Annotated in this window: 17 protein-coding genes; 7 read left to right on the top strand and 10 right to left on the bottom strand. The window is 66.2% G+C overall.

Annotated features, from left to right (window positions below; genetic code table 11):
• Nucleotides 1–24 precede the first annotated feature (24 nt).
• Genes QCE48_RS06265 through tssJ form a run of 3 tightly spaced genes read left to right on the top strand, consistent with a single transcriptional unit; the run spans nucleotide 25 to nucleotide 3,850 of the window.
• Complete coding sequence (locus QCE48_RS06265; protein WP_309785668.1) at nucleotides 25–1,479, top strand: type VI secretion IcmF C-terminal domain-containing protein; 1,455 nt, start codon at nucleotides 25–27, stop codon at nucleotides 1,477–1,479.
• A complete protein-coding gene (gene tssF, locus QCE48_RS06270) occupies nucleotides 1,476–3,335 on the top strand; it encodes a type VI secretion system baseplate subunit TssF (protein ID WP_309785667.1) in 1,860 nt (619 codons plus the stop codon). Before QCE48_RS06265 ends, tssF begins: the two co-directional genes overlap by 4 nt.
• A 14-nt stretch (nucleotides 3,336–3,349) precedes the next feature.
• The gene (gene tssJ, locus QCE48_RS06275; RefSeq protein ID WP_309785666.1) at nucleotides 3,350–3,850 is read left to right on the top strand and encodes a type VI secretion system lipoprotein TssJ; all 501 of its coding nucleotides are present in this window, start codon (nucleotides 3,350–3,352) and stop codon (nucleotides 3,848–3,850) included.
• 195 nt (nucleotides 3,851–4,045) lie between these two features.
• Here tssJ and QCE48_RS06280 read toward each other — a convergent pair whose 3' ends face one another.
• From QCE48_RS06280 to QCE48_RS06320, 9 genes are all read right to left on the bottom strand, one after another.
• On the bottom strand, nucleotides 4,046–4,795 hold the full coding sequence (locus tag QCE48_RS06280) for a M48 family metallopeptidase (protein WP_309785665.1): 750 nt from the start codon (nucleotides 4,793–4,795) through the stop codon (nucleotides 4,046–4,048).
• A 236-nt stretch (nucleotides 4,796–5,031) separates the two neighbouring features.
• The gene (mdcH, locus tag QCE48_RS06285; protein ID WP_309785664.1) at nucleotides 5,032–5,970 is read right to left on the bottom strand and encodes a malonate decarboxylase subunit epsilon; all 939 of its coding nucleotides are present in this window, start codon (nucleotides 5,968–5,970) and stop codon (nucleotides 5,032–5,034) included.
• Nucleotides 5,967–6,611, bottom strand: coding sequence for a malonate decarboxylase holo-ACP synthase (locus tag QCE48_RS06290; RefSeq protein ID WP_309785663.1), 645 nt, complete (start codon nucleotides 6,609–6,611; stop codon nucleotides 5,967–5,969). The genes mdcH and QCE48_RS06290 overlap by 4 nt, the downstream gene beginning before the upstream one ends.
• Nucleotides 6,596–7,417, bottom strand: a complete 822-nt coding sequence (gene mdcE / locus QCE48_RS06295; protein ID WP_309785662.1) for a biotin-independent malonate decarboxylase subunit gamma — start codon at nucleotides 7,415–7,417, stop codon at nucleotides 6,596–6,598. Before mdcE ends, QCE48_RS06290 begins: the two co-directional genes overlap by 16 nt.
• On the bottom strand, nucleotides 7,414–8,262 hold the full coding sequence (locus QCE48_RS06300; protein WP_309785661.1) for a biotin-independent malonate decarboxylase subunit beta: 849 nt from the start codon (nucleotides 8,260–8,262) through the stop codon (nucleotides 7,414–7,416). The genes mdcE and QCE48_RS06300 overlap by 4 nt, the downstream gene beginning before the upstream one ends.
• Nucleotides 8,259–8,561, bottom strand: a complete 303-nt coding sequence (locus QCE48_RS06305) for a malonate decarboxylase subunit delta (RefSeq protein WP_309785660.1) — start codon at nucleotides 8,559–8,561, stop codon at nucleotides 8,259–8,261. The genes QCE48_RS06300 and QCE48_RS06305 overlap by 4 nt, the downstream gene beginning before the upstream one ends.
• A gap of 13 nt (nucleotides 8,562–8,574) precedes the next feature.
• Nucleotides 8,575–9,435 (bottom strand): triphosphoribosyl-dephospho-CoA synthase, encoded by an 861-nt coding sequence (locus QCE48_RS06310; RefSeq protein ID WP_309785659.1) that lies wholly within the window; start codon nucleotides 9,433–9,435, stop codon nucleotides 8,575–8,577.
• A 5-nt stretch (nucleotides 9,436–9,440) separates the two neighbouring features.
• The gene (gene mdcA, locus QCE48_RS06315) at nucleotides 9,441–11,102 is read right to left on the bottom strand and encodes a malonate decarboxylase subunit alpha (protein ID WP_309785658.1); all 1,662 of its coding nucleotides are present in this window, start codon (nucleotides 11,100–11,102) and stop codon (nucleotides 9,441–9,443) included.
• On the bottom strand, nucleotides 11,099–11,881 hold the full coding sequence (locus QCE48_RS06320; RefSeq protein WP_309785656.1) for a GntR family transcriptional regulator: 783 nt from the start codon (nucleotides 11,879–11,881) through the stop codon (nucleotides 11,099–11,101). Before QCE48_RS06320 ends, mdcA begins: the two co-directional genes overlap by 4 nt.
• Before the next feature lie 214 nt (nucleotides 11,882–12,095).
• Between QCE48_RS06320 and QCE48_RS06325 the strand changes: the two genes are divergently transcribed.
• The 3 genes from QCE48_RS06325 to QCE48_RS06335 all read left to right on the top strand — a co-directional run bounded on the left by QCE48_RS06325 (nucleotide 12,096) and on the right by QCE48_RS06335 (nucleotide 14,511).
• On the top strand, nucleotides 12,096–13,421 hold the full coding sequence (locus QCE48_RS06325; RefSeq protein WP_309785655.1) for an MFS transporter: 1,326 nt from the start codon (nucleotides 12,096–12,098) through the stop codon (nucleotides 13,419–13,421).
• Nucleotides 13,422–13,572: 151 nt separating this feature from the next.
• The gene (locus QCE48_RS06330) at nucleotides 13,573–13,923 is read left to right on the top strand and encodes a hypothetical protein (RefSeq protein ID WP_309785654.1); all 351 of its coding nucleotides are present in this window, start codon (nucleotides 13,573–13,575) and stop codon (nucleotides 13,921–13,923) included.
• Between the two features lie 222 nt (nucleotides 13,924–14,145).
• The gene (locus QCE48_RS06335; protein ID WP_309785652.1) at nucleotides 14,146–14,511 is read left to right on the top strand and encodes a hypothetical protein; all 366 of its coding nucleotides are present in this window, start codon (nucleotides 14,146–14,148) and stop codon (nucleotides 14,509–14,511) included.
• Nucleotides 14,512–14,582: 71 nt separating this feature from the next.
• Here QCE48_RS06335 and fabI read toward each other — a convergent pair whose 3' ends face one another.
• Entirely contained in the window at nucleotides 14,583–15,374 is a 792-nt protein-coding gene (gene fabI / locus QCE48_RS06340; RefSeq protein ID WP_309785651.1) for an enoyl-ACP reductase FabI, read from the bottom strand.
• Nucleotides 15,375–15,645: 271 nt separating this feature from the next.
• Here fabI and QCE48_RS06345 point away from each other — a divergent pair, with 271 nt between their 5' ends.
• Nucleotides 15,646–17,436, top strand: coding sequence for an extracellular solute-binding protein (locus tag QCE48_RS06345; protein ID WP_309788256.1), 1,791 nt, complete (start codon nucleotides 15,646–15,648; stop codon nucleotides 17,434–17,436).
• Nucleotides 17,437–17,466 lie beyond the last annotated feature (30 nt).

Raw genomic sequence — 17,466 nt, forward strand, 5'->3', positions numbered from 1 at the left:
ATTGCGTCGACCAATTTCTCAGGCGTGATCGACCAGCTTACGCGCCTGACCGATGCGCAGACTTCGCCGCTGCTGGCGGTCATGAAGTCGGTGCAGTACCAGGGCGAGGCGGGACGTCCTTCGCAGGCGCTCACCGATACGCTGGTGCGCAAGGCGCGAGGACTGCTCGCAGGCGCCGACAGTGGCGAGACGCAGCCGGTGGCGGTCAACCCGCTGGACAAGTCGTTCGGCCCGCTGCTGGCGCTAATGGGCGACGTGAACCCACCCGCGGCCAGCAATAATGCGGGCAACGCCCCGAGGGCGAATGCCGCCGCACTCGCCGGCGTCAGCCTCTCGCGCGTCTTGACCGCCGACACGACCGTGCGTCTGAAGCTGGGACAAATCCAGTCGAGCCCGGATGCCCAGGCGATGGCGCGGGGTCTCGCGCAGGCGGTGTTTCAGGGCAAGCTCTCGGACCTGTCGCAGGCGCGCGACGACGCGGCGCTGACTGCCGCGAGCCTCGGCGCGCAATGGGCCGGTTTCGGGCAGACGATGTTCGTGCAGCCGCTCGACGCGGCGTGGCAGGCCGTGCTCCAGCCGGCCGCCGCGAGCCTGAACGACGCGTGGCGCGCGGGCGTGACGGCACCTTTCGCGTCGACGTTCGCCTCGCGCTATCCGTTCTCGCCGTCCACGGCGGACGCGTCCTTTGCCGAGTTCGGCCGTTACGTGCGGCCCGATACCGGGCTGATCAACCGCTTTATCGAAGTCGAACTGTCCGGTGTGCTCAAGCGTCAGGGCGACCAGTGGGTGCCGAACGAACTCGCCCCGCAGTCGCTGCAGTTCGACCCGAAATTCCTCGCCATGTTGCGGCTGCTCGGGCCGATGGGGACGCACCTCTATGCGCAGGGCCAGGCGGGGTATCGCGTCGAGATGATGCCGCTGCCGGCGCCGGATGTGACGCGCACCGAACTGACAGTCGATGGTCAGCAGATCGTGTATTTCAACCAGCGAGAGACCTGGACACCGCTCGCGTGGCCCGGCAACGGGCTGAACGGCCACGCGTTGCTGACCTGGCAGACGCTCAACGGAGGCCTGCGGGTCGCCTCCGACGCGACCGGCGACTGGGCGTTCCTGCGGATGCTCGAGAAAGCCCGGGTGAAGCCGCTCGACGATACGCGCTTCGAACTGGTTTGGCATGGCGCAGCTTCCGCCGCTGAAACGAAGGCAGCTCCGGCCGTGACAATCACCACGCGCGGTGACGATTGGACAGCGGCCAGCGGCGACACGAAGGCAGCTTCGGCCGTGAGTAGTACCACGCGCGGTGACGACACCGCGGCGCCACTGCGCTACCTGCTGCGCGTGCAGGCGGGTGCGGGGCCGCTGGATCTGCTGAAGCTGCGCGGCTTCCGGATGCCGGAGCGCATCTTCGTGACGGGCCGCGCGGGAGTGATATCCGGATTGACCTCCCTGCCACCGTTGCCACCGGAGTTACAGCCATGACTGCGCCGTGGAAATCGCTTCAGCAGGAAGGCGCGAATCCGTTCCTGAAATATTTCGATGCCGAGATGCGCTACCTGCGTGAGGCTGGCCGCGAGTTCGCACGCGACCAGCCCGACGCCGCGCGCCGTCTCGGCATGCTTTATGGTCAGGATGACGAGCAGGTCCGGGCGGTCAACGAAGCCTTTGCGTTCCTGGTGGCGCCCACGCGCATGAAGCTCGACGACGCGATGCCGGAACTCACCGAGGGATTGCTCGACAACCTCTATGAACATATGGCGCGGGCGATTCCGTCGCTGTCGATTATCGAATGCACGCCCCTGAGCCGCCAGCGTTCGGCCACGGCGCGGATTCCTGCCGGGGCCGTGGTGCGCTCGGCGCCGGTCGGTCCCGACGGCGTGCAGTGCCCGTTTCGCACGACGCAGGCGGTCGAACTGCTGCCGCTGTCGGTCGAGGACGCGGCGCTGGGGGTACGCGCGGACGGGCGCACCGTCATCCGCCTTACCCTGGGCCTCTGGTTCGGGGAGCAGCGCGAGCACGCGGACCTGTCGCGCATTCGCCTGTATCTGCACGGCTACCGGCCCGCGGCCGCTGCGCTGTACGCGGCGCTCACGCGCCAGGTGGCCGCGATCGGGCTGCGCCTGCCATCGAAACACGACGGCGCGCTGCAGCCGCTGGCCGGGGTGTACTTCGAGGCGGCGGGGTTCGGTCCGTCGACTCGGCTGTGGCCCGTCACGAACGCCGAGCGCAACCAGCAGCTCGATCGCGAGCAGACGCTGCTGGAGTATTTCGTGTTCCCGCAGAAGTTTCACTTCGTCGATCTGTGCGGCTTCGATAGCGCGACGGTGCCGGCGGGGGAAACGCGGATGACCCTCGAAATCGAACTGGATGCCGGCATGCCCGGCGACCAGCCGGTGGGAAGAGAGAGCTTTCGCCTGTTCTGCACGCCCGTGATCAATCTGTTCGAAGTCGATGCGCTGCCGGTGAAGCCCGCCGACTGGCATGATAAGGAGCACCGCGTGCGCGTGCAGCCTGTCGTGGCAGCTCACGTCGAGCCGTATGACGTGCTGGCGGTGATCGCCGCCGATCCGGACGGCAGCGCCCGGCACGCCTACCAGGCGTTCACGAGCTTCCGGCATCGCGGCTGGACGCCGCGCTATGAGAAACCGGAGCGGTACTTCCATACCGCGATGCGCTACGGCGTGGTGGGCCGGGAACTGTGGGTCACGCTCGCGGGGCAGCGGTGGGCGGGGACGTATCGCCCTGCGCAGGATGACGAGAACGGTGCGCTGCTGGACCGCCATCTGACCGTGCGCGCGCTGGCGAACAACGGACACCTGCCGCGCCTGGCGCTTTCGGAGGCGACGATCAGCGAGACGGTGTCGGGCTTCACCGGCATCGCGTCGGTACGCAACCTGACGGGACCGAGCCTGCCGCAGTATCCGCCGCGTTACTACCCGGGCTACGAGCACCGCGCGCTGGGTCATTTCGCGGCGAACGGCGCGAACGAATTCAACCGGATGCTCGGGGAAGGTGCGCCCGTACTGCGCGAGGTGCTCGAACTCTACGACTGGACCGTGGACGACGCAGTTCCCCGGCGTATCGAGGCGATCAGCACAGTGCGTTTCTCGCGGGGCCAGGTCCTGCAGCGCGGCCGTCTGCTGCGGGTCCTGTGCATCCACGTTGAGCTTGACGCGGGCGGTTTCGACGGGCCGGGCGACGCCGCGCTGTTTGGCGACGTGCTGAACTACTTTTTGGGGCGCTACGCGAGCCTGCAGTGTTCCATGCAACTGGTACTGACCATCGATGGCCGCGAGACGATCTATCCGCGTACCGATTTCACGGGAGCGCCCTTCTGATGAGGACCAGAATCATGCGGAGTGCGCTCGGCGTGAGCCTCGTGCTGGCCGTGTCGGCGTGTGGCACGTGGCAGTCCGTCAAGGACGGCACCGTGAGCACGACGAAAGCGATTTTCGAGACGAAGGTCAAACAGATGAACCTCGTCGTGACGGCGCGCGGCGCGCTCAATCAGGACGCGCGCGGCGTGTCGCTGCCCGTCGTGCTGCGGATTTACCAGTTCAATGACGACAAGCCCTTTGCGACGGCGACCTATGAGCAAGTGCTTGGCGGCAACGACGCTCTGAAAGCGGCGACGCTCTGGAGCCGCGACATGACGCTCGGGCCGGGGCAGAAGCTGGAGGTATCCGAACCGATGGACGACGCGGCGAAATACGTGGGCGTGGCGGCGTTCTATCGCAACGCGGATAGCGCCGAGTGGTCCGTGCTGGTGCCCAAATCACAATGGAAGAAGACCGATCCGGTGAGGCTGTTGGTGTCGGAGCGGAGCCTGGAAATCGATACAGAGCACCGATGAAGTACTGCTTCAGAAAAAAATATCGATAAATCTCACTGACGGTGTTTGCTTGCTCTCCGCCCGCGATGGCAGAAAGAACCCCGCAGAGTCCAGGCTCTGCGGGGTTTTTGTTTTTGGGCGCTCGAACGACAGCCGCTTCTCTTCGTTCCCGTGAACGGCCTCGACGTCCGAGGCCGTTCCGCCGCTACACCTTCATCACTTCCCCGACGCAATCCGGTCCTGAATATGCTTCGCCCGCGCAGGCGAAGCCGGGTGCGAACTGAGCATGCTCGACTGACCGCCATCGACCTTCGCGAGCTTGTTGAACGCCGTCACGAGCCCCGAAGGATCAAGTCCCTTTTTCTTCTGCATATCGAACGAATAATCGTCGGCGGCGCTTTCCTGGGACTGCGAGAATTGCGCGTTGACGAACTTCTCGGAGAGATCGCCCAACTGCGACGACGACAGGCTCGCGACCACACCCGTCGCCGACGACGCCACCGAGCGCACCGCCGACGCCGCGTATGCCACCTGCATCGCCTTCTTCGTGTGCCCGAGCGCGACGTGGCCCATCTCGTGTCCGACGACACCGCGCACTTCGTCGTCGTTCATCAGGTCCATGAGGCCGCTATAGACGCGCACGCAGCCGTTGCCCATCGCCCACGCGTTGACGTCCTTCGTCATGTAGACCTTGTAGTTGACCGGCACGCCGTTGATGTTGTTGCCGAGCTGCGCGGCGATCTTGTTCAGACGTTTCGTGTACGCGCTGTTGGCCGGCGCGATGGTGTTCTCCTTGTCGAGCTGCGTGCAGGATTTGTCGGAGAGGGTGCGCACGTCGGCGTCGCTGAGCATGGCGGCCTGCGTCGCGAGCGTGCCCGATTGCACGAGCGCGTTCGGATCCATGCCCGCACAGCCGGCGAGCGTCGCGCAAAATGAAGCGGCGATGAAAAAACGGTGAAATTTCATTGTTTGCTTTCCTGTGTAGAAGAACCTCGACAGCGGCAAGCGCCGCCTGTGCGCGATGGTCGACAGAAGGAAAGGGCAGCGCTACCCGATGTTTCCTAATTGCTTACACCGTCGAGTCAGCGGACAGGCGTGCGACGGTTGTCGTAAGGAGAATGTTAGCAAGCGAGCGGACGCGCGCATATCCGGCGACCGGCGCAACAGAGGAAATCGGAGAGGCAGTCGCTACGAGCGCGGCTTCAACCGCCACTGCGGGCGATGGCCGCGCGCACGCGCGCCGCAGCGGACCCGATCGTCGATTGCTCGACGGCAACCGTCGCGATGTCGGGCAAGGCTTCGTCGGCGAGCTGGGTGAGCGTGCGTCCCGGCGGCATCTCGACGAACACGCGGGCGCCGAGTTCACCGAGCACCACGGACGCATCGTGCCATCGCACCGGATGACGCAGGTTGGTCGCGAGATCGTCGCGGACGGCGTCGGCGGTGCGCAGCACGCGTGCGCCCCGATTGCCGATGTACGGAACGCGCGGCGCATCGAACCGGACCTCGCGCGCGGCATCGGTCAATTGGCGGGCGGCGTCGTCGAGCAGTTCGCAGTGCGACGGCACGCTCACCGCGAGCCGCTCCGCACGGCGCGCCCCGCGTTCGAGCACGCATTGCCGCACGCGTTCGAGTCCCGCGTCGCTGCCAGCGAGCACGATCTGACGCGGCGCGTTCAGGTTGCCGACATAGACATCGCCGACGCCGCTTTGCGCGATGGCCGCGTCGATTTCGCGTTCGTTCAGTCCAACCACGGCGAGCATGCCGTAGCCCGTCGGATACGCGTTCTCCATCAGTTGCGCGCGACGTTGCACGAGCCGCAGCGCATCGTCGAACGCGATCGCACCGCTCGCGACCGCCGCGCCATACGCGCCCACGGACAGGCCCGCGGCCGCCTCGGGTTCGATGCCGACGGCCCGCAGCGCGCGCATCGCCGCCACGCCCGCGACAACGAGCGCGATCTGAACCGCGACGGTCGAACGCAGCGCAGCGGCGCTGTCGAGATCGAGCACGTTCAGCTTCAGAACGTCGGACGCTTCGGACACCGTGGCCGCGATGTGCGGATGCGGATCGCCGCCGCCGAGCGCATGCAGGAATCCGGGAACCTGCGCCCCCTGGCCGGGAAACAGGAACGCGATCATGCGAGCGGCTCCGCGCGCCACGGATCGGCGACGAGCTTCGGGCCGGCGGCGCTTTTCAGCATCACGCGCGCAGCCGAGCGCGCGAATTCGCCGAGCGAGAACGCTGCATCGCCGGTGTCGATTTGCACGTCGATGCGTGTGGCGGCGTCGCGGGCCGCGTTCGAAAGCGCATCGAACAACGCGGCGGCGTGCGCGCGAGCAAGCGGCTCGGGCGCGCGCATCACGAGATCGAGATCGCTCGCGGGCGTGACGGTCGCGATGCCGCTCGCGAGTTCGAAGCCCATGCTGCCTGTCGGTCCCCACTGGCAACCGGTGGCGTCGAGCAGGGGCGTCACCGCGCGAAGGAGCGCGAAGGCGGGCAGCGTCGATGCGCGCGTCGCCGCCGCGCGCAGATCCTCGGGTGCGACGACGCGTCCGACATCGCGCGGATGAAGCCACGTCCCGAAGCGCTCGCTACGCGTCGCGCCGCGCACGCCGACGGCAATCGCATCGGCGAGCCGCGGCGCGCGGCGCACGACGACCCACGGCGCGCGCGCCAGCGCATCGGTCACCCACGCGGGCGCGTCGGCGAAGGCGGGCGCGTCGGGCGCGAGGCGCAGCAAGTCGTGCGGGCGGAACTCCGAGGTCACGGCGAGCCCCATTGTTCGGCCATCCGCCGGCGCGCTTCGATCGAAGCCGCGCGCGTGCGTTTCGCCTCGGCGGAAGCGAGACGGTTCGACAGATCTGGCGGACCTCGCCGCGCATCCTTCACCGCGTCGATCAGCGAGGCGCGCACGCGTTCGATATCGGCCTCGGCGGGCGCGTCGGCATCGAGGCCTTCGATCAGCTCGTGCAACAGCCCGAGCTTCGCATACGCGCTCATCTTGTACGACATCGGCAGCACCGTATCGCCGAGCGCATCGAGCCCTTCGACGCTGCGGCGCGTCACCCGCGCGGCGGCTTCGCGCCCCATTGCGTGGACGGCGATGCCGGGCGCGTCGAGCGCGACGATGCGGTTCGCCTGATAGCCGTGCGCGAGATACGCACCGGACATCGCCGGTCCGACGATCAGCGCGATCACCGGATGACCCGCGAGCCGCGCCTGGGCGTAGGCATCGACGGCCGCGGCGCACGCCAGATGCACGCCCAACAGTTCCTCGCGGCGGCCGTAGGCCTGGCTCTTCACGTCCACGATGGCGACGAGCGGGCGCTTGGCAGCGTCGCGATCGGCATCGAGCGCTTCGCGCACTGCACGCGCGAGCAGCCACCCCTGTTCGAGCCCGACGACGTTGTCCCGCGCGCGCGCAAAGCGGTTGTGCGGATCGGGCACGACCGCGATGAAACGCGCGGTCTCGTCGCCGAGCGGCGCATCGGCGGCGCGGACTGGGCCCTTTTGCTGCGCACCGGCGTGCGACGTGAGCGCGTCGAACCAGCGCTGTCCGCGTGAATTGGAAACGGCGTCGGTCATCGTAAATCTCCTTGCCAGAGCGTGCGCAGCGTGTCGGGATCGATGGCGTCCGGGTTCACGCGCGCGAGCCGTCCGAGTTGCCGCTCCACCTCCTCGCTGCGATGCCGCGCCGGCACGCCGCGTTCGAAAGCCGCGATGACCGCCGCGCGCACTTCGCCGCTGTCGTCTTCGACGAGCGTATCCGCGAGCCCGACCGCGACGCGCTCCTCGCCGCCGATCATCGACCAGATCAGCTTGCGGTCGGACGCGTCCAGTTCCTCGATGCCCGCTTCCTGCTCGATCACTTCGGGGCCGTTCATGCCGAGCCGCGCCTGCCGCGTCATCACGAGCGCGGTGCAGAGCGCGGCCGCGAGCGACATCCCGCCGAAGCAGCCGACCATCCCGCCGATCACGCCGACGACCGGCACATATCGCCGCAACGCAACGATCGCCGCCTGAATTTCCGCGATGACGGCGAGCCCGAGGTTGGCCTCCTGCAGACGCACGCCGCCGGTTTCGAACAGGATCACCGGACGGATCGCGCGGCCCTGTTCGAATTCGCGCGCAGCGAGTTCGAGCGCGGCGGCGATCTTCGTGCCCGACACTTCGCCGATGCTGCCGCCCTGGAACGCCGGTTCGATCGCGGCCACGACGGCCGGCTCGCCGCCGAGCGTGCCGCGCGCGATGACCACGCCGTCGTCGGACTGGCAGACGACGTTCTGCATCGCGAGCCACGGCGATTCGAGTCGGTCGAACGGTCCGAGCAGTTCGCGGAAGGTGCCACGGTCGAGGAGCGCGATCGCGCGCTCGCGCGCCGTCAGTTCGATGAAACTGTGCCGCGCGATAAAGGTGTCGTGTGCGTTCATGGCGCGTCGTCCTCGCTCGCTTCGACGGCTTCCGCGAGCCGCAGCATCACGACGCCGGGCGTCGCACCGAAGTCGTTGAGTTCGATTTTCGCGGCGCCGTCGTAGCGCGTGAAAAAGCGTTCGAGCACGCTCTTCCAGACGTGTCCGTAACCATCGACGCTCGTGCGGATGATCACTTCCGCGTGCGCCTCGCCGGAAGGCGAGAGCAGCACTTCGAGATCGCCCGAACCGACCACGCCGACGTGCGCGCGCCGCTTCACGGGCCGCGTCGCGGGATACTCGTAACGCATGTTTTCCATGGTTCGTTCCTCTTCAGTTGAGGCGCAGCAGGCGGTCGAGAAAAAGTGTCGCGGCGAGCAGGTCCGCGGCGCCGCCGGGCGATGCGTTGAGCGCGAGAAGCGTGCGGTCGAGTTGCGCGAGCGCGGTGCGGCCCGCTGCACGCCCGACGCCGCCCGCTTCAATGACACGCCGCGCGCCGTGCTGGGCGGCGCGCAGTGCTTCGAGTCCGCCGCGATGCAAAAGACAGGTGTCGTCGAGCGATGCGACGATCGCAATCAGCGCTTCGAGACGGGCATCGTCTTCGTTCAAGTGTCTGGCCCGCGCATTCCGGAGCGCGGGCAGGCCGATGCGCGAAACATGCGGAAAGCCTTCGCGCGCTTCGCCCCGCGCGCCCGCGACGCCGTATCGCTGCACGACGCGCGCGCCGTGGCTCGAGGCCGCGGCGTGCGGCGCGAAGCGGTCGTGAAAGCACGCGATGGCGGCCGCCGACGCGCAGATGGCGTCGCCATCGTCCGGCGCGTTCATCGCGGCGCCCGCGCACAGCAAGCCGACGATCCAGATCGCGCCGCGATGCGCGTTGCTGCCGCCGGTAGCCGCCATCATCGCGTGCTCGCCTTCGCGGCCGAGGCGCGCGAGCTGTTCGCGCAATGCCTGCGACGGCGCTTCGCCCGCCGCCGCGCGCGCGATCGCTGCGAAAGTGGGACGCAGGGCGTGCGCCGAACGCAGCATCGTCTCGAGATCGAGGTCGCGATGCGCGCCGCTGCCGCGCCGGTCGACGAGCGCGGGCTTCGGCGTGAGACACGCTTCGTCGATCAGCGCATCGACGGCGTAATCGGCGATGAACGCCGCATCGGCGGGGGCGTCGAATTTGAAAAGGGGAAGGGCGGCCGCCATCGTGTTCACCAGCTTCTGAACTTCGCCGGCGGCGCGTAGAGTCCGCCCGACCACGCGACGAGATCGTCGATGCTGCGTGCCGCGAGCAAGGACCGCTTCGCTTCGCCGCGCCGCACGCCGAGATCCTCGGGGAACGCGACGATGCCGCGCCGGCGCAGTTCGGCGGTCTTCGCGGGATCGGCGCGCATGCCGATCGGCGTGACGCCCGCGACCGCCGCGAGCGCCGCACGCCGTTCCTCGACGCCCTCGGCCGCGTGCAGGTACGCGATGCCTTCCTCGGTCACCACATGGCTCACGTCGTCGCCGTAGATCATGACGGGCGCGATCGGCATGCCGCTCTTCTCGCCGACGGCGATCGCATCGAGCGCGTCGACGATGGTCGGCTCGCCGCCCTTCTTGAACGTCTCGGCGGTCTGCACGACGAGCTTGTGGCCGCGTCCGATCGACGGATTCGGTCCGTCCGACTTCATCAGCTTAAGCCACGCTTCGCTCGAATGGCGGCGTCCGCGCGGATCGTGGCCCATGTTCGGCGCGCCGCCGAAGCCGGCGAGCCGGCCGAGCGTGACGGTCGAGGAATTGGCGTCGGCGTCCATCTGCAAGGTCGAGCCGATGAAAAGATCGACGCCGTATTGCCCGGCGAGCTGGCACAGCACGCGGTTCGAGCGCAGGCTGCCGTCGCGGCCGGTGAAGAAGACGTCCGAGCGCTCGGCGATGTAGTTCTCCATGCCGACTTCGCTGCCGAAGCAATGCACGCTCTCGACCCAGCCGCTTTCGATCGCGGGAATCAAGGTCGGATGCGGATTGAGCGCCCAGTTCCGGCAGATCTTGCCTTTCAGCCCGAGCGATTCGCCGTAGGTCGGAAGCAGCAGTTCGATGGCGGCGGTATCGAAGCCGATGCCGTGATTGAGCGTCGTCACGCCATAGCGTTCGTAGATGCCGCGAATGGTCATCATCGCCATCAGGATCTGCAGCTCGCCGATGTGGCGCGGATCGCGCGTGAAAAGCGGCTCGACCGCGAACGGCCGGTCCGCTTTCACGACCACGTCGACCCAGGAGGCGGGAATATCGACGCGCGGCAGTTGATCGACGATCTCGTTGACCTGCGCGAGCACGATGCCGTGACGAAACGCGGTGGCCTCGACGATGGTCGGCGTGTCTTCGGTGTTCGCGCCGGTGTAGAGATTGCCCAGCCGGTCGGCCTGCACCGCGCACACGAGCGACACCTGCGGCGTGAGGTCGATGAACATGCGCGCATACAGCTCAATGTACGTATAAATCGCGCCGATCTCGAGCTTGCCGTCTTCGAGCAGTTGCGCGACGCGCAGGCTCTGCGGCCCCGCGAACGAAAAGTCGACCTTGTGCGCGATGCCGTTTTCGAAGAGCGCGAGATGTTCGGGCCGGCTGATGCTCGACAAGAGCAGATGTACGTCATGCACGCGCGTCGGGTCGACTTTCGCGAACGCGCGCGAGAGGAAGTCCGCCTGCTTCTGATTATTGCCTTCGAGCGCCACGCGATCGCCGGGGGCGATCAGCGCTTCGAGCGCATCGACGATGCGTTCCGACTTCAGCACGCCGCCGTCGAGCCACGGCGCGATCGACGCGAGACGACGCGCCTTCTCCTGCGCACGGGTATTCCATTGCCGCGGTTTCGGATCGGACGAGTTCATGGCTTGCCTTCGCCGGTGGAGGGAGTGGCGGCATCGCGCGCAGCCGGGCGGCGCCGCTTCTTCCTGTGAGTGGATTGCGCGAACGCCTGCGCTTCGCTCAGGAAACGATAGACGAGTTCGCCCGTTGCCAGCAAATGGCGCGCCACGAGCCGCTGCGCCGCTTCGATGTCGCGCGCGCACAGGGCTTCGAGGATCGCTTCGTGTTCGGCGTCGGACTGGCCCTTGAAGGTGGGCAGCCCAAACTTCACGCGCAGATAACGCTCACCGCGCCGGTGCATCTGACCGATCAATTCCATCAGGCGAGGGCGGTTCGCGGGCGCGTAGAGGCTCATGTGGAACTGTTCGTTACGCACGACGTAGAGCGCGGGATCGGGTTCGTTTGCCGCGGCTTCGAGCAGCGCGCGGCACGTGGCGAGCGTCGCGGGCGTGTGATGCTCGATCGCGATGCCGATCGCGAGGCTTTCCAGCGACGCTCGGATCTCGTAGATCTCGCGTGCCTCGTCAGCGGATTGCAAGCTGACCGACGCACCGCGATTCGGCTCGATCGTCACCCAGCCTTCGCTGTCGAGCTGCCTGAAGGCCTCGCGCACGGGAATCGCGCTCACCGAGAACTGGCGCGCGATCGCGTCCTGCCGCAACGGCTCGCCCGGCAACAGCGATCCCTCGACGATCGCCGCGCGCAACGCATCGGCAATGAAGCGCGACGTGCTCTGGCGCGGCTCGAACTGCGCCTCGCGAAACGAGCTTGCTGCGATCACATCGGGCTTTTTGGTCGTCATGGCTAGGTAGAAGTGCGGACTTGTCGTCGGTGCGAGTTCAAATATTATATATAAAGTGGCATCGCTGCTTTTATGGTGCTTACCCTAGAAACGACGCCAGTTGTATAGAACCAGAACCGGAAAAAGCGCGTCGGGAAGTTTCCGCAATTCCCTTGTGTGCGACCGGAGTAAGCGCTAAAGGCTAACTCCGGCCGGCCGACAGGAGACACACGTCATGCCAACTACGGTGGATCGCCCTGTACCTTCCGTCCAACGCACCCGCACGCCCCTCAACCGTTCCCAAATCACGGGTTTCTGGGGCGCGTGGGCCGGCTGGACGCTCGATGGCATGGATTCGTTCATCTACGCGCTCGTGCTCGCGCCTGCGCTCACGGAACTCCTGCCGCGCTCGGGCCATGCGGCGACGCCCGCGAACGTCGGACTCGCGGGGTCGATACTCTTCGCGCTGTTCCTCGTCGGCTGGGGTCTGTCGTTCATCTGGGGCCCGCTCGCGGACCGCTTCGGCCGCACGAAAGTGCTCGCCGCGACCATCTTCACGTTCGCGATCTTCACCGGGCTCGCGGCCACCTCGCATTCGGTCTGGGAACTGGGCATCTACCGGTTCCTCGCGGGCGTGGGCATCGGCGGAGAGTGGGCGCTCGCGGGCACCTACGTCGCCGAGGCCTGGCCGGAGGATCGCCGCAAGATGGGCGCGGGCTATTTGCAGACGGGCTATTACGCCGGCTTCTTCCTCGCCGCGGCGCTCAACTACACGATCGGCGCGACGTTCGGCTGGCGCGCGATGTTTCTCGTCGGGCTGTTTCCGGTCGTCGTGTCGATCTTGGTGCTGTTGCGCGTCAAGGAAACCGACAAGTGGCAGCGCGCCGAAGCGAGCACGGTCAAGACGGCGAGCGCCGTGAGGCACGCGAGTCCGTTGCGCACCATCTTCTCGCCGCAATACCGGCGGCGCACGGTGGTGGCCGCGACGCTCCTGACGGTCGCGATCATCGGCCTGTGGGCGGGCGCGGTCTACGAGCCGTCGGCCGTGATCCAGCTCGCGACGAAAGCCGGCATGGGCAAGGCTGAAGCGGCGCGCACCGCGTCGATCGCGACGGGGCTGCTGTCGATTGGCACGATCGTCGGCTGCCTCGCATTGCCGCCGATGGCCGAGCGCATCGGCCGCAGGAAGACGCTCGCGGTGTATTTCGTCGGCATGGCTGTGTCGATCGCGCTGGCGTTCGGCTGGGCGTTCTATCTGCCGAACGGGCTCGTGCCGTTCATCGCGCTGCTCGTGGTGCTCGGTTTTTTCGGCGGCAACTTCGCGCTCTTCAGCCTGTGGCTGCCGGAACAGTTCGAAACCCGCGTGCGGGCGACGGCGTTCGCGTTCTGCACGTCGGTGGGACGCTTCGTCGGGGCGATCGTGAACTTCGGCATCGGCGCGATGGTGCTCAACATGAAGACGCTCGGCGTGCCCATCGCGCTCACCTCCGTCGCCTTCCTGATCGGTCTCGCGGTGATACCATTCGCCCCCGAAACGAAGGGGCAGGAGTTGCCGAACTGAGGACGCGGGCATCCCGCGAGCGCCTTACTGGGCGTAAGGTTGCGGGTCGAGGAAAGACGGTAATACGAGGTTACCAGCCTGAAACAACTCGCCCGGACCGATCCGCTATATTGCTTCAACACAATAAACAACCGGTCGAGGTGTGCTTCACATGAACAAGGTATCAAAGATTTCGTTGCTGGCAGGGGTCATTGCAGTCGGCAGTCTGGGTGTGTCGGGGGCGGCATTCGCGCAGGTGCATATCGGGGTGAACATCGGGGTTCCCGCGCCGGTTTATGTCGCGCCGCAACCGGTCTACGCGCCGCCGCCGCCGCCCGTCGTCTACGCGCCGCCTCCGCCGGTGTACGCGGCGCCGGCCATCGTCATCGGCTGGCATGGCGACCGTTACTACGACGGCCGTCGCTACTGGGACCGCGACGACTGGTATCGCCGTCATCCGGATCACTACGACCACGGACACGGCGGTCATCACGACAACGGGCGTCACAACGGCTGGCACTGAACGCCGCGCCGGCTGAAAGTTTCGCGCTTGCATAAAGAGCCATCCGATGTGAATCGGGTGGCTTTTTTTGTTGCTTTGGCGCTATCGTCCGATGTAACAAAAGGTAAGCTTTCTCCAGACAAGACGGTTCTTCGCGCAAGAACTTACAAAGCTGAAATACTGGGCTGAAAGCTATCCGTTATATTCGCGTCGACCACAACAAGATCTCGCCGAGGTACGCAATTGACGACCAGCAAAACAATCCGCCACTCCTCCACGCTCTCGCTCGCCTTCGTCGCGCTCTGCGCAAGCGGTGCCACGTATGCAGCGGACGTGCACGTCGGGGTGAACATCGGCGTTCCGACGCCTGTGTACGTTGTGCCGCAGCCGATTTATGCGCCGCCTCCGCCGCCTGTGATCTACCAGCCGGCGCCCGTCTACGTGCGCCCGCCGGTGGTGATCGGCTGGCACGGCAACCGCTACTACGACGGCCGGCGCTATTGGGACCGCGACGACTGGTATCGCCAGCACGGCCGCGGCCATGACAAGCATCATGGTCACGGAAACGGTCACGGCAACGGTCACGGCCACGACAAGCATCATCACTGAGCGCGGGCCGAAAAAAAACCGTCCCCTGCGATGGGGACGGTTCTCTGAGAAGCCGAAGCGCTGGAACGCGCTTATTCCGCCAACGCAGCCATCCCGCCGACGACCGCATTGAAGCCGCCGTCGACGTGCATGATTTCCGCGCTGACGCCCGCCGCAAGGTCCGACAGCAGGAACGCCGCCACGTTGCCGACCTGCTCGATCGTCACGTTGCGCTTGAGCGGCGCATTGTTCTCGACGAAATCCAGAATCTTGCCGAAGCCCTTGATGCCGCTTGCCGCGAGTGTCTTGATCGGACCGGCCGAAATGCCGTTCACGCGCACGCCCTTCGCGCCGAGCGATACGGCGAGATAGCGCACGCTCGCTTCGAGCGACGCTTTCGCGAGACCCATCGTGTTGTAGTTCGGGATCGCGCGCTCGGCGCCGAGATAGGAGAGCGTGAGCAGCGACGCATCCGGCGCGAGCATCGACTGCGCGGCCTTCGCGAGGGCGGGGAAGCTGTACGCGGAGATGTCGTGGGCGATGCGGAAGTTCTCGCGCGTCATGCCGTCGAGAAAGTCGCCCGCGATCGCTTCGCGCGGCGCGAAGCCGATGGAGTGCACGATGCCGTCGAGCGAATCCCAGCGTTCTTTCAGCGACGCGAAGAGCGCGTCGATCTGCGCATCTTCGGCGACGTCGCACGGAAAGACGAGGTCGCTGCCGAATTCGGTGGCGAACTCGGTGATGCGGTCCTTGAAGCGCTCGCCGACATAGGTGAACGCCAGTTCCGCGCCTTCGCGCTTGCAGGCTTCGGCGATGCCGTAAGCGATCGAACGGTTGGACAGCAAGCCCGTCAGCAGAATTCGTTTTCCAGCGAGAAAGCCCATGAAAGCTCCTTTGTAGTCAATGTCGCGTGTGCGCCGTGTTTGCCATGAGCCGGTCGCCGCCACGGCCGGGCGGCAACACACGAGCGGAACCGCCTCTGATTTGGGTAGAATTCTCTCACATTGCGATGCCCGCCCTAAGCCTCACGCGGTGTTCGCGCCATCGGCCAATGCTTATTTTTCCTCGAAAGGGCTTATGACGACTCGCATCCCGACCGCGTCGCGACGGATCCCGCGTGTTCTCTTCGCGAGCGCGTTCATCGGGGCGATCGGCATGGTATTGCCGCACGCGGCGTCCGCCGTCTACGCGATCGCGCAATACGGCGAGCCCAAATATCCGCCGGGCTTCAGGCATTTCGACTACGTGAATCCCGACGCGCCGCGCGGCGGAACCCTCGTGCTCGCCAACCCGAACCGCCTGACGAGCTTCGACAAATTCAATCCGTTCACCTTGCGCGGCAATCCGGCGCCCGGCTTGGGCTTCATGTTCGAAAGCCTGACGACGGGCAGTCTCGACGAGATGTCGACGGCCTACGGGCTCTTGGCCGACGACATCCGCGTCGCCGACGACGGCCTCTCGACCACGTTCCACATCAATCCGAAGGCGCGCTTCTCGAACGGCGACCCGGTGACGGCCGAAGACGTCAAGTTCTCGTTCGAAACCCTGAAAAGCCCGAAGGCCGCGCCGCAGTATGCGGTGTACTTCGGGCAGATCGCGCGCGCGGTTGTCGTCGATCCGCTCACGATCCGCTTCGAGTTCAAGGCGCGCACGCGCGAAATGCCGTTGCTCGCAGGCGGCATTCCGGTGTTCTCGCGCAAGTGGGGCATGAAGCCGGACGGCACGCGCATCGACTTCGACCAGATCGCGTTCCAGAAGCCGATCGGCAGCGGGCCGTATCTGATCGAGCGCTACGACAACGGCCGCACGATCACCTACAAGCGCAATCCCGACTACTGGGGCAAGCAGTTGCCGGTGCGCGTCGGCACGAATAACTTCGAGCGGATCGACTACAAGCTGTATTCGGATGGCGTCGCGCGGCTCGAAGCGTTCAAGGCGGGCGAATACGATGTGCTCGTCGAGAACGTCGCGCGCAACTGGGTGCGGCGCGACATCGGCAAGCGCTTCGACAGCGGCGAGCTCATCAAGCGCGAGTTCCCGCATCACAACGGCAGCGGCATGCAGGGCTTCTTCATGAACGTGCGCCGGCCGATTTTCCAGGACGTGCGCGTGCGGCAGGCGCTCGATCTCGCGCTCGACTTCGAGTGGCTCAACCGGCAGCTTTTCTTCAACCAGTACAAGCGCACCGACAGCTTTTTCGTCAATACCGATCTTCAGGCGAAGGGCGTGCCGAGCGACGGCGAACTCGCGCTGCTGTCGCCGCTGCGCTCGCAGCTCGATCCATCCGTGTTCGGCGAGATGGTGCAGCAGCCGCGCACTTCGCCGCCGCCGGACGCGTTGCGCGCGAATCTGATCAAGGCGCGCCAGTTGCTTGCGGACGCGGGATGGACTTATCGCGACGGCGCGCTGCGCAACGCGAAAGGCGAGCCGTTCGTGTTCGAGATCCTCGACGATACCGGCGGCGGCGCGTCGATGGAGCCGGTCGCCGCGGCATTCGCGCGCAATCTGCAGAAGCTCGGCATCGTGTGCAACTTCCGCACGGTCGACTACGCGCTGATCCAGAAGCGGCTCGACGCGTTCGACTTCGACATGACGAGCGTGCGCATGCCCGACGTGCAGGTGCCGGGCACGGAGCAGGTTTCGCGCTTTAGCAGCAAGTCCGCCGACGAGCAGGGCTCGGACAATCTCTCGGGCGTGAAGTCGCCGGCCGTCGACAAGATTTTGCAGGCGGTGGTTTCGGCACAGACGCGCGAGCAACTCGTCGACGCCACGCACGCGCTCGACCGGGTGCTGATGCACGGCTACTATGTGGTCCCGCACTGGTATTCGGCGACGCACCGCGTGGCGTATCGCAATACGCTCGCCTTGCCGTCGACGCTGCCGCTCTACTACACCGCCGAGGACTGGATCACGTCGACCTGGTGGTTCAAGCCTGCCCAGAAGTAGTTGCATTGCTAACCAAACCGGACCGCCACC

Source organism: Caballeronia sp. LZ024 (assembly GCF_031451455.1).
GTDB lineage: Bacteria > Pseudomonadota > Gammaproteobacteria > Burkholderiales > Burkholderiaceae > Caballeronia > Caballeronia telluris.